At 47.5% G+C, this 13,308-nt stretch carries 12 protein-coding genes; all 12 read right to left on the minus strand.

The window, feature by feature from the left end:
* Positions 1-18: 18 nt before the first annotated feature.
* Positions 19-1,317, minus strand: coding sequence for an ABC transporter substrate-binding protein (locus tag ACXHJ1_RS05255; RefSeq protein ID WP_151256113.1), 1,299 nt, complete (start codon positions 1,315-1,317; stop codon positions 19-21).
* 266 nt (positions 1,318-1,583) lie between these two features.
* Positions 1,584-2,141: a GNAT family N-acetyltransferase gene (locus ACXHJ1_RS05260; RefSeq protein WP_290403137.1), complete on the minus strand. Its 558-nt coding sequence runs from the start codon at positions 2,139-2,141 to the stop codon at positions 1,584-1,586.
* Between the two features lie 67 nt (positions 2,142-2,208).
* Entirely contained in the window at positions 2,209-3,249 is a 1,041-nt protein-coding gene (locus ACXHJ1_RS05265; RefSeq protein ID WP_457905716.1) for an iron chelate uptake ABC transporter family permease subunit, read from the minus strand.
* Between the two features lie 276 nt (positions 3,250-3,525).
* Positions 3,526-3,975: a hypothetical protein gene (locus ACXHJ1_RS05270; RefSeq protein ID WP_457905717.1), complete on the minus strand. Its 450-nt coding sequence runs from the start codon at positions 3,973-3,975 to the stop codon at positions 3,526-3,528.
* A 47-nt stretch (positions 3,976-4,022) separates the two neighbouring features.
* Positions 4,023-4,994, minus strand: coding sequence for an ABC transporter ATP-binding protein (locus ACXHJ1_RS05275; protein ID WP_172494045.1), 972 nt, complete (start codon positions 4,992-4,994; stop codon positions 4,023-4,025).
* Entirely contained in the window at positions 4,981-6,018 is a 1,038-nt protein-coding gene (locus tag ACXHJ1_RS05280) for an ABC transporter ATP-binding protein (protein WP_457905718.1), read from the minus strand. The genes ACXHJ1_RS05275 and ACXHJ1_RS05280 overlap by 14 nt, the downstream gene beginning before the upstream one ends.
* A 59-nt stretch (positions 6,019-6,077) precedes the next feature.
* Positions 6,078-6,923: an ABC transporter permease gene (locus ACXHJ1_RS05285; RefSeq protein WP_016820191.1), complete on the minus strand. Its 846-nt coding sequence runs from the start codon at positions 6,921-6,923 to the stop codon at positions 6,078-6,080.
* Between the two features lie 4 nt (positions 6,924-6,927).
* A complete protein-coding gene (locus ACXHJ1_RS05290) occupies positions 6,928-7,878 on the minus strand; it encodes an ABC transporter permease (RefSeq protein WP_457905719.1) in 951 nt (316 codons plus the stop codon).
* A gap of 73 nt (positions 7,879-7,951) precedes the next feature.
* Complete coding sequence (locus ACXHJ1_RS05295; protein WP_019685838.1) at positions 7,952-9,571, minus strand: ABC transporter substrate-binding protein; 1,620 nt, start codon at positions 9,569-9,571, stop codon at positions 7,952-7,954.
* A gap of 159 nt (positions 9,572-9,730) precedes the next feature.
* Positions 9,731-10,093: a DUF1304 domain-containing protein gene (locus ACXHJ1_RS05300; RefSeq protein ID WP_016820188.1), complete on the minus strand. Its 363-nt coding sequence runs from the start codon at positions 10,091-10,093 to the stop codon at positions 9,731-9,733.
* A 135-nt stretch (positions 10,094-10,228) separates the two neighbouring features.
* Positions 10,229-11,740, minus strand: coding sequence for a methyl-accepting chemotaxis protein (locus tag ACXHJ1_RS05305; protein WP_457905720.1), 1,512 nt, complete (start codon positions 11,738-11,740; stop codon positions 10,229-10,231).
* A 259-nt stretch (positions 11,741-11,999) separates the two neighbouring features.
* Positions 12,000-13,253, minus strand: coding sequence for a cation:dicarboxylate symporter family transporter (locus tag ACXHJ1_RS05310; RefSeq protein WP_040102351.1), 1,254 nt, complete (start codon positions 13,251-13,253; stop codon positions 12,000-12,002).
* Between the last annotated feature and the right edge of the window lie 55 nt (positions 13,254-13,308).

Raw genomic sequence — 13,308 nt, forward strand, 5'->3', positions numbered from 1 at the left:
TCACGGCGCATCCCGTGTTTACTTGACCGCCTTGGATATGATCTGGTTCAACTTCTCAATAGTTGTCGCAGCATCCTGCTTGCCCAGGAACATCAGGTCAATGGTTTCCGTGATATCGGAGTTCAACCCCGGCACCTGTGCATCATACGCCAATGCAGAACCATAAGCATGCCCTTTATCACGTCCCTCAGTCAGATAGCCCGAGTGCTCAATCGTCGCCTTTTTCATGATGCTCTCATCTGCGGCAGCAAGCGTACCCATGGCATTGCCACCTTCAACCAGCCGCGCCTCCTGCCCTTTCACAGAGACGTAGAAAGCTGCCAGCTTCATGGCCTCTTGCACATGCGGACTGTTTTTGTTGACAGCTACATATGCAACCGGGATGGCGACAGGCTCATTTTTACCAGTGTTGGAGGGCCAGTAGATATAATCAAAGTCGAGGCTTTTATTTTGGCTAAACAAGGGCTCCAGCCATCTTCCTGCCGCCAGCATGCCGACCTGATTGGACATGAACATGGCATCTGCCCCCTGCCCTTTTGGGAGTGAGCCAAGGTATACCGCATTTCCCTTTTTCACCATATCGTACATAAAAGCGAACGCTTCCTTGCCCTTTTCATTGTGGTCCAGCACATACTTGCCTTGTTCATCAAAGATCCGGCCACCATTCGACCACACCCATGAATACCAGTGAGCCCACCAGTTTTCCGCAATATAGCCCTGCTTTCCGGCGGCCTTCAGCTTGGATGTAACCTCCTCAAAGGCGTCCCAGTTCCACTTGCCCTCATCATAGTATTCCTGCGGTGTTTTCACACCTGCTTCCTTAAATACCTTTTTGTTGTAGTACATGACCATCGGGTTTGAGTCAGGAGTGACCCCATAGATTTCCCCATCACGCTTGGCCGGACCCCATAATCCTTCCGGAAAATCCTCGGCCTTCACGTCACTTGCCTCACTTTTTAAAAATTCACCCAAAGGCTGCACCTGTTTTGCTCCGATCAAACGCGCAATCGTCGACTCATATGAATAAAAGACATCCGGTCCGCGACTTCCTTGTAGCTGTGTCAACAGCTTTTGCTCATATTGGTCTCCCGGTACTGGTACCAGCTTAACTTCGATATTCGGATTCTCTTTTTCAAATGCATCCAGTGCCCGCTGATACACCTTCACCTCCGCAGGGTTACCCCAAACCTGCATCGTAAGCCGCACCTTTTGTCCATCTGTATTCTCTATTTTGGGAGAAGTGCTGCATGCCGTTGCAAGTAAAAACAGAATGCTGAGGAAAAATCCAATTTTTATCCAACTCATGTAATTGTCCACCTTAACCGCCTCCTGTAGCTTCGCATGGTTGTATATCACCCTTCTTTGAAGCGCTTACAAAACCTTCCCTATCATCATATGTAGAAGGAGAAAGCGCGATATCCCCATTTTCATTTTTATATAAATTTTTTCTTTTGAGTGACTCTGATATGACAGTAACCAAGAGAAAGACACCACGAGGACGTAAAGGTCTGCACAACAAAAAAAAGAAGAATGCAGATCACCTGCTTCCTTCTTTTGTATTCCTTCAATTATGATTCCGTTTTCTATGACTTTATTAGCATCTTTTCAAAAGTGTTATAGCCATTTGTTTCGCCTATATAAGTATAGCCACATTGTTGGTAAAAACCGCTAAGCTTGTCATTGCCCGCAATACAATCCAGACGGATTCGATCCTTGCCGGCGAAGCGGATACCTTGCTCAATCCACTGCATAAGCTCACGGCCCAGTCCCTTCCCCGTGTTATCGCGATCTACAACCAAACGATGCAGATACACGGAGGTACCTCCCTCGGAATTCATCCCGTCTAATCCCCACAATCTACAATCCCAAGCACTGGGCTGCTGCTGCAAGATCACTGCGCCTGCCAAGCGATGATCGTCTGAGGTTCGGAAAATAACCACTTCTCCGCGTGCAATAGCGCCACCCAGATTGTGATCATCTTCTCCTTTTAGTAATTTGCCCCATTGCGTGGAACCCTTGCTGTGCAGCCATCTGGCCGTCTTTAAAATTAACTCCTGAATCTCAGCCTGATCTTCATTACTTGCCTGATAAGCCACTAATCCTGGTTTGACGGATGGATCGACAATCGTCATTGATGTCATGCTGCACCTCAACTCTCTTTTTTTATGTATAAAATATAGCATAAAAAAAGAGAGTTTAATGCTCTGGCTAATAGCGTTCAGAATTTACCATTTCCATAACGCTTCTTCTCCATTCTCTCCACATCATAAAGATCAAAAGGGGTATGCCGATGCAGGCCAGTACTGGGGTTAAGGGCAACCCAACCGGCTCATGGATTCTAGCGGAAATGACTTTGGCCAGCATCAACAACCCGCCTCCCCAAAGGATGGAGCCCAACAAGAGAAGCCGTGAACGGTTTCCTATCATACAGCGCATGAAATAAGGCACAATAAGCCCTATATATCCGATGGTACCACATGCCCACACCGTAATGGCGGTCAACACAATTGCGCAGGGAATGTACAGGGGTTTCAGCTGCTTGGGGAATGCGAAGACAGATCCTGCGACGAGAAGTGTAACCAAGGTAAGCCAAAACGTGAATGACCCTTCTCTTATTCCCCACCCTCCCACAGACATTGCCCACTCTTGCTGATTTTCTCCAAATAGCACAATAAATCCAGAGATTGAACGAAGGGCTACATCAATAATGAAACCAATCATGAATAAATGAATTCCCGCAGACCGTCCTCGAATGAAACGGATTCTATTTAATGTAAATACAATGAATCCCCCAAATACCGCCCCTGCAATACAAAGGGCCATACCACCAAAAGAGTCTATGTTCATTCCCAGTAAAAGGACAACACATAACCCCACCATTGCCCCAGGCATAAGTCCGGTTAAGGTGGGTGATGCAAATGGATTAGCTATTCGTAGTTGTAAAAGAGTGCCTGAAACGGCCAGACCTCCTCCGAGCAACAACATATCCAAGGTAAATGGCATACGAGTTTGGTATACAACTTCCTTCAATATGGGATCAGGATTGGAAGAAAACAACACTTCACATAACTCTGCATAGCTGATAGGAAATATACCTGTGACTAGCGACAGGAACAAACTAAAGATCAATAATGCAAACCCTGTAACCAGGGTCAAAACTATTCTTTGTGGACGTGGTGGAACTGCGTTCGGTTCAGCAACGATCGTCCCACCTCCACATTCACTCCTATGTATTTCTTGTTCACTCATCAGATTTAAAAGGTCCCCTTTCCTCATTTCCCATAAAATATAAATAACACTATACTTTTATCGGTCATATATGGTGAAAAATGTAACCTTTCTAATCATTTCAACTGATGATATCCATATGAGGAAAGATGGAAGGGACGTGAATGAGGTGCCAAGCCGTAAACGTATCTTCTAAAGTATGAAAATAATGAAGAAGCATCGTATTAAAAAAACGAGCTGACCTCCCGGTCAGCTCGTTTCAATTCCTGGTAAAGTGTGTTGCTCCATATTCACAATTTAATTCGTCTGTGCAGCAGGCACAATGCGGTACAATCCTGCAGTATCGCCAGTCGCGGGCCGTACCTCCTGAATGACCCAACCTAACGACAGCACCTGCTCCAGCCGATCATACTCAGCCTGCGTCAGTTCGGATGTGACAGCTTCGCTTCCTTCCTCCAGAGACAGCTCAGGCTCACGTCCGAGCGCCACGGCAAGCCACGTGCGAATGCCCCGGATCGTATTATATTTGATCTGATACCCGTCTGTTACCGCGCTGACAAACACCTTCGGCTCTTTGGACGCCAGCCCGGTGGCAAGCTCCGCATAATCAAATTGTCCGTCCGTTGGCAGCTCATTTTCCTGCACCCGACGGATGAGTTCCTCAGGGGACCAGCCTAATGAACGTAAAGATTCCAGCATGAGCGCGTCCCACTGGGAAATACGTACTCTTTTCGTTGATTCAGTCATCGTTTTTTACCTCCTATAGGTTATGTACACGTACAACCAATCTTAACCTAACGGCTAACCGGGTACGCCACATAATGTCCGGGACTAATTTCTTTCAGCTCGCCAGCATCGTTGCTATCCTTGTCCCATACCCATGAACCGTCGGGTTGAGCCAAGCTATTCTGCCGCTCGCCGACCGCTCTCGGATCAGGCACAGGGATGGAGGAGAGCAGCGCCTGCGTGTAGGGGTGAGCGGGCTGCTCATACAGTTCATCTGCGTCGGCTACCTCCACCAACCGTCCATGATACATCACGCCGATTCGATCCGAAATATGCCGCACCATCGACAAGTCGTGAGCGATGAACAGATACGTCAGTCCGAACTCCTGCTGGAGATCCTCCAGCGTGTTAATGACCTGCGCCTGGATGGACACATCCAGGGCCGAAATCGGTTCATCACAGACGATGAACTCGGGATTCACGGATAAGGCACGAGCGATGGAAATCCGCTGGCGTTGACCGCCGCTAAACTCGTGCGAATAGCGGTACAGGTGCTCTCGCTTCAGCCCTACCTTCTCCAGTAAAGCCACTACGGCATCCTTACGCTCACTGCCCTGATGCAATCTGTGAATATCCATCGGCTCACCAATCAGGTCAAGCACGTTCATACCCGGATTAAGCGAGGAATATGGGTCCTGAAAAATGCTCTGAATACGCCGACGTAGCGGCTTGAGCTGCTTGTCATTCAGCTTGGAAATATCCTGACCGTCAAAGCGTACCGTACCTTCCGTATAATCGTATAACCGTGTCAGGCAGCGTCCAACTGTCGATTTGCCACTACCGGACTCACCAACCAATCCGAACGTCTCGCCGCGCTTGATGTGGAAGCTTACGCCGTCAACCGCCTTGAGCACCTCGGAGCTGCGCCCTAACAAATCCTTTGCGGTCACAAAATGCTTCTTAAGCTGGTGTACCTCCACCAAGGGCTGATCCTCACCCGCCACATGGTTGGCCTCTCTCAACGCTTCATTCACCGTCATTCCCCTCCTCTGCACGACCCGCTCCGGGCGTCTCGTAGACTCCGGCAGGCACGGCGTCCGGCTCGTTCAACCAGCAGGCTGCTCGCTGGTCAGGGCGCAGCTCCACCATCGGCGGCCGCTCCGCACAGCGGGCAAACGCGTGCGGGCACCGTTCCATGAACGGACAGCCTGATGGCGGGTTCACCAGATCCGGGGGCGTGCCCTCAATCGGCACCAGCCGCTCACGAAAGCCGTTCGTACGCTGGGGTACAGAGCGCAGCAGACCCTGCGTATATGGATGCCCAGGACGATAGAAGATATCGTCCACACGCCCCTCCTCCATCACCATGCCGCCGTACATTACGATGACACGGCTGCACACCTGGGCGACGACGCCCAGATCATGGGTGATCAGGGCAATCGCCATATCGGATTGCTGCTTGAGCGTCTTGAGTAGCTCCAAGATTTGCGCCTGAATCGTCACATCCAGCGCTGTAGTCGGCTCATCTGCAATTAGTAGTTCCGGACTGCACGAGAGCGCCATTGCGATCATCACCCGCTGACGCATCCCTCCGCTGAATTGATGCGGGTATTGATTCATTCGACGCTCCGGTTCAGTAATACCTACCTGTCGCAGTAGCTCCACAGCTGCCTGCGTAGCTGCTTCCTTGCTCAATCCTCGATGCCTGCGAATCACCTCGACCAGATGATAGCCTACTTTTTTGACCGGATTCAGCGAAGTCATCGGGTCCTGAAACACCATTGCGATTTGGTTACCGCGTATTTTACGCCATTGTTTTTCTGTCAGCGCGGTCAAACTTTCTCCACGGTAACGGATATCGCCGTTCAGCCGCTTGCCGGGCGGGGCAATCATCGACATGATCGCTTTCGCCGTAACGCTTTTGCCGCTACCGGATTCTCCTACAATTCCTACCGTTTCTCCAGCATCAATATGAAAGCTAACCCCTCGAACGGCCTGATTCTCCCCCTCACGAGTGAAAAACGAGACCTCCAGCTGTTCGACAGACAGCAGATGTTCTGTCATTGTGTTTTCGCCCCTTCCTGTCGCTCCTGGAGCCATTGGTAATGGATCTATGCTGTGAATCATCGTTTTACTAATTTGGGCTCAAAGCCTACACGCAGTACATCTCCCAGTACATTAAAGCTCAACACGGTCAGTAAAATAAGCAATCCCGGAAACAATGCCATATATGGTGCCTGTGCAATATAGCCTTGGGCATTATTCAGCATACTGCCCCACGTAGCGTTCGGCAGTTGAACACCAAAGCCGAGAAAGCTCAGTGATGATTCCATCATAATGGCTGAAGCGATATTGTTCGTCGCTCCTACGATAATGACTGGAATCAGATTGGGAACGATGTGCTTCAGGATAATGCCAAATGTACTTTGTCCTGAAGCCTTAGCGTATAGTACATACTCCCGTTCGCGCAGCGTCATCGTCTCTGCCCGCACCACCCGGGCGATATTCATCCACATGAGCAGGGCGATAATGACAATGATATTGCCAACGCCTGGCTTCAAAAACACACTAAGCAGCAATATAACCAGAAAAGACGGAATCGACATGATTAGCTCCAAAATCCGCATAAGCAGATTGTCAATCCATCCGCCAAAATAGCCGCTCACAATGCCTACCACTGCACCAATACTGGTCGCAATAATCATAGACGCAAAGCCCACCAGCAAGGATACACGACCGCCATACAGCGCTCTTGTAAAATAGTCCCGACCGTAATCGTCCGTTCCAAACCAGTGTGCGCCTCCCGGTGGTTGGAGGCGCTCCAGTACGTTCAGCTTATTCGGGTCCTGCGGTGATAAAAATGCAAAAATCGCTCCCAGCGAGAATACGATCAATAGTATGAGGGCGACGGCGCCCATTTTGCTCGTCATCAGCTCGATCCCGATGTTGCGCCATTTGCTCCGATTCATGTTTTCACCTCGTTGATTTAATTCTCGGGTCCGCCATGCTGTACAAGATATCTGCCAGTAGATTACCCAGGATCAGCAGTAAAGCGGAGAATAAGGTAATCCCCATAATGACGGGATAATCCATTCCTTTTACAGCCGTCATGCCCAGCGAGCCAATGCCCGGCCAGGAAAATACCGTCTCCGTCACAATGGCTCCCGCCACCAGGTCCGCAACCGACATACCAAGCAGCGTAATGATGGGCAGCAGAACATGCTTGAGCACGTGTCGAAACAAAACCAGTCGTTGTCCAGACCCGAACGCGTATTGAATCTGCACGTACTCTTCCTTAAGCTGCGTAATCGTGCTGGAACGGATGTACCTCACATAGACAGATAGAAAGCCAAAGGCCAGTACAAAACATGGCAAGATGCCATGCTTGATCACATCCAGCACCGAATCCGTTCCGATCGTACGCATCCCTGTACTTGGAAGCCAATGCAAATAAATTGCAAACAGATAAATAAGCAAAATGCCAAGCCAAAACAATGGGACTGAAATACCGATGTACGACATTAAATTAATGAGCTTGTCGATCCAGCGATTCCGATTGGCCGCAGCAATCAAACCAAGTGGAATTGCAATCAACACAGCGAGTATGATGGAGGCGCCCATTAACCCCGCTGTCGCCGGGAGACGGTCGAGAATCTGATCCAGTACAGGCTGATGATTAATTAGCGAATAACCTAGATCTCCTGTCAGGCTTTTTTTAAGCCATAATATGTACTGTACATAAGCGGGCTGGTCCAGCCCCAAGCTATGCCTCATTCTTTCAATATCTTCCAGATGCATATTCGGTGTAACAAAAGAGAGCACCGGATCACCTGGAGCCAGCTTGGTCAAGCCGAAGCAGACGATGGACACAAAAAATAGCATCGGTATAACTTGCAGCAACCTTCTGGCGATGAGTTGTCTCATACGTTTTCCTTCCCCTTGCTGTTTTCGAAAAAAATAAGCTGGTTACCCCAGCTTATTTTTTGAAAACCCTGTCTTATTTGTGATAAATTTTGGACAAATCCTCGAAAATCACGACCGGCTTCAACACAGCCTGATCAATACCGCCATACTGCTTGTCGAAGGCCACAATCGTTTTGGTGTATGCAATTGGGTAGATAACCGCATCATCAGCCAAAATTTCTTGTACCTTTTTATAAATTTCTCCACGTTTAGTCGTATCCGACTCACCCGCGCCCTCTTCCAACAACTTATCTACTTCTTTATTAGAATAATGCGAATAGTTGGAGGACGATCCCGTGCTATACAAAATACGATACGCATCAGGGTCATACCCCATGATATAGCCGCTGATCGCCAGATCGAAATCCTTGGCATTCGTATCAACGAATTTTTGCGACCACGCTGAGGAATCCATACTGTTCACATCCAGCTGAACGCCAATATCCTTGAACTTCTGCTGGATATACAGCGCCTGTGCTTCCTGAACCTTGTTGCCGCCCGGAATGATAATGCGCAGCTTCAGCCCTTCAGCGCCGGCCGATTTCAGCAGCTCCTTCGCCTTGTTCACATCATTATTGAAAAATGCAACATCATTCGTGTGATACAGTACATCCTGTGTCAAAGCGGACTTTGCAGTATCTGCATAATCTTTGGAGCCATACGATACCTGGATCAATTCATCCTGATTCAGTGCATAAGAAAGCGCCTGACGTACTTCTTTTTTGTTCAACTGCTTTGTATCACTGTTTTCATTAAACATCAGGTAAGCCAAGCGGCCTTCGCTGTAAGGGAAAATGTCAAACTTATCTGTCGCTTTAATGGTGTCTACGTTTTGTGGGTCGAGATAGTTTACATTGATTTCACCATTTTGCAGGGCTAAATTGGCAGCATTCGAATCTTTAACAATTCGATATGTCACAGAATCCAGATGCGGCTTGCCGCCAAAATAGTTATCGAACCGTTCAAGTGTAACGTACTCGCCAGTTTTGTACTCTTTAAATTTGAAAGGGCCTGATCCAACCGGAGTGTTGTTTTTCGTGCTTTTCTCAATATCCGCTTCATTCTCAAAAATGTGCTTCGGAATCGGGGATACCTGTACCAGGGCCGCCTCAAAAGCTGGGGCTGGCTGAGGAAGCTTGAAGTCCACCGTCGTATCATCAACCTTGCTCGCCTGTACCGGCTTGCCGTTGACCATAAAATTACTTCTCAAGAAGCTGTGCTGCTTCTCATCTAAAATTTTGTTAATCGTGAAAACGACATCGTCAGCTGTCAGCTTCTCGCCATCATGCCAAGTCAGATCCTTTTTCAGTTTTAGTGTATAGGTCAACTTGTCTGCCGAAGGAGTCAGGCTATCTGCCAAATAAAATGTCTTCTTGCCATTGTTCACTTGGAACAAAGGTGCAAATATCGCTTGATCTATCGTCAGACTTACCCGGTCACCCGCATAGTTCGGATTCAGCACCACCGGATCGGCTTGCACGCCGATAATCAGGCTGCCACCATCTTTGGGCTGTCCGTTATCCGCTGTAGTTGCATCTGTGCCAGACGCACTACCATTCGTCGCAGACGAAGATCCCGAATTTCCGCCGGAGCATGCACTTACTACCAACATTAATACGATGAATACGAATATACCTGTCAAATTACGACGCATCGCTCTAGCCTCCAAATTATTTAAGTATGTATTGAAAAATATTATAAATCGGAATAGTCGGATTTACAATCGTTCAAAAACTGTTTATTCCCCTTGTCATTAGCATTGCAGACATTATGTGATCGAATTAGCAAAAAAGACACCCGTTAAGGGCGTCTTTTAGAAGACCAGCAAACTGATTAATGCCAAGATGGCAGGCAGACCTTGCTTTAATAAAATAGACTTATTAGCCGTTAATGCACCATACACTGCAGCCACTACTACGCAAATGACAAAAAATAATTCGATTTGCCGCCCGATCACAGGATTGGGATAGAACAAGCCCCACACCAATCCAGCAGCCAGAAATCCGTTATACAGCCCTTGATTGGCTGCCAAGGGTTTGGTCACTCCTGCCAGTTCCTTCGAGGTACCGAACGTACGCATCGCGCGTGGAGTCGTCCACAAAAACATTTCCAATACTAAAATGTACACGTGCTCCAGCGCTACAATTCCAACCAATATTGAACTAAGTAGGCTCAAATCGCTTCCTCTTTTCCACATGAAATTACTCTGAGGTCATCTTAGATTGATCCTCAAAAGTATAGTTCATCTACCAAAAGCAGTAAAGAGACCGAGCCTATGGCCCGGTCTACTATTTACATGAAGTCTAAAGCCTTACATCGTTCTCGCAAAATCCAACAAAGCTTTGGACATACTGTTGATCTCGTCCGTAGATGCATTGACTTGCTGTGTTAACGCGGCTTGTGTTTGTGTCAGCGTAGACATATTCCCGATGTTGTGCAGAATTCGCTCGATGAGTGTTTTCATTTCGTCCAGACTGGTCTCGATATTCCCGGTCGCATCCGCACTATGGATGGCAAGTTTTCTGACTTCATCTGCAACTACTGCAAATCCCCGTCCCTGCTCGCCTGCACGCGATGCCTCGATTGCAGCATTCAGACCCAATAGATTCGTTTGATTCGCAATCTCTTTAATGAAGTTCGAAATGTTTTGCGTCTCTTCTGCACTGACTTTGGCCTGATTCGCTGCCTCTGTCGATTGCTCTTGAGCCGTAGCCAATTCCTGTGCCTGGTTACTAACCGAGTTAACACCGTTCACCATTTCTGTAATGGAGTCGGAGAGATGCTGAATTTTGAGCGTAAGCTCGTCTGCAACAGCCTGCTTTTCCTTTTCCACTGTGATATCACGGATGGTTCCCGCAATGCGAATAGGCACTCCTTTGCTATCGCGTATGCTTCTTCCACTGTTTTGATACCAGCGATATTCTCCATTTTTACTTTGTAGGCGACATACCATATCATATGGCGTACGATCTGAATAGTCATTTAAATGATCGACTACAGCCTTAACTGCATGTTCGGCATCATCAGGATGTATACGCGAACTCCAGCTGCTTAATACACTTGGAAAGTCCTTCTCGTCTGTAAAGCCCAAGGTGTTGCGGAATTGCTGGGACCACCAAAATATATTATCCGGGTGCTCAATGTCTCCATCCACCAAAATGACGTCATAGGGTGCCTCCACCAAAACACGATTGATGAGATCAAATCTGGTAACTAGCGCCTGAAGCTCCTCGGACTTAATCTTCTGATCGTGCACATCCAACAGAGCGCCCGCAATACGAAGCGGCACTCCCTGCTGGTCACGGATCGTCGTTCCGGTAGCCCGGAACCAGCGATATTCTCCATGCTTCAGCCTCAAACGATACTGTACGTCATAAGGGGTTTTCCCCGTAGTATCCAGTAAATGATCAGACAATTCTGCCAAAGATCTGTCATAGTCTTCGGGGTGTAGTCGAGATGACCAGCTGTCCAATACATTGGGGAATTCCTTTTCGCTCTGATATCCCAGCATAGAACGGAATTCTTCGGACCATGTGAACGTATTACTTGGATTGACGGGATCACCCGCAATGACCTCCATGTCCCATAAGCCAATCTCTATCGCCTTGGTAACAAGCTTCAAACGGATATCAACATGTTGAGCATCATTTTTCATGGACTCTATCGCTTGGTTGACATTGTTTGCGATTTGTTGAATTTCAGGAGATGCTGAGGAAACCTGTATTGCAGCAGAATAATCCTTTTGCTGTATTCTTTGTGAGAGTTTGCGGCTTTCTTCTACTAAAGGAGCAAGTGATTGAGACTCATTTTTCTTGAGAAACATATATGATCTTCCCTTCTAAGCCAGTTATATAAAACGGTATAATTTAATATCGGAATTTTATTAAGAATCATTATAAATAAATCTATAATCGTATAGGTATTAAGACTTATTTTTCGTGTCCATATACCTATATATCCATACAAAAAACATCGAAAAATGTCGAAAAAGGAAGTATGTTAACAAGTCTGGAAACAAAAAGAACACCTCTGCATTACTTCGCAAAGGTGCTCTTGGTATCCACTATTCGGTTCAATGTATCTTATTTAATTGAAGCAACGTATTCCTCGCCTTTTTCTTTATCATATTGTCCTTCCCATTTGGACATGACTACAGCCGCAAGCGAGTTTCCTAAAACATTGACTACCGTACGCGCCATATCCAGAATACGATCAATACCAGCGATAAAGGCCAGACCTTCCAGCGGGAGATTCACTGCTCCCAGCGTAGCGAGCAACACGACAAAGGAAGCGCCCGGCACGCCTGCAATCCCTTTGGAGGAAATGATCAGCACGAGTACCAGCGTGATTTGGGTCGTGATCGGCATATCAATGCCATACATTTGGGCAATGAAAATTGCAGCCAGTGCTTGATACAGCGTGGAGCCGTCCAGATTAAAAGAATATCCGATCGGAATGACAAAGGATGTGATTCCCTTCGGACACCCGAATTTCTCCATCTTCTCCATGATCTTAGGCAGAACACTTTCCGAGCTGGCCGTCGAATATGCAAGCAACAGCTCACTTTTCAAAATTTTAACCATCGTCCAGAGACGGGTACCGCAAAGCTTGGCGATAATTCCAAAGACAATCACAATAAACAGTAACATGGAGCCATACACTGACAGTACAAGCTTCAATAACGGCCATAACGAGGCTAATCCAAACTTGGCCACTGTCGTGCCAATCAGTGCAAATACACCGAACGGAGCGAGGCGCATGACCTGATTGGTTACCCAGAACATGGCGTCGGCTACACCTTCAAAGAAATTCAGCACAGGCTTGCCCTTGTTACCAATCGCTGCCACTCCTAGTCCGAACAATACAGAGAAGAATATAATAGCCAGCATATCTCCTTCGCCCAGGGCTTGAATAACATTGGTAGGTACGATGTGCACAATCGTATCTATAAAGTTATGGCCTGACTTTTCCGCAGTCTCCACATAGGAATGGATATCGCTCTTGGCCAGGTGGGACATGTCCACGCCCTCACCGGGACGAACCAGATTGGCAACAAGCAGACCAAACAGGATCGCAATGGTCGTTACAATTTCGAAGTACAGAATCGACTTCCCGCCGAGTTTCCCCAGTTTCTTCATATCTCCGACGCCGGCTACACCAATAATGAGCGTTGAGATTACAATAGGTACGACAATCATCTTGATTAAGCGGATGAAAATATCACCGATCGGCTTTAAGTAGACTTCCACCCCTGAATTGCCGTAAAATAAGGCACCAACAATAATACCTAAAGCCAGACCGATAAAGATTTGCATTGTTAAATTAATCTTTTTCACTTCATGTCCCCCCTGGCTGGTTTGTATATTTTTGCAGTATGCAGCTCTTAATATT

Source organism: Paenibacillus sp. ALE2 (genome assembly GCF_054113385.1).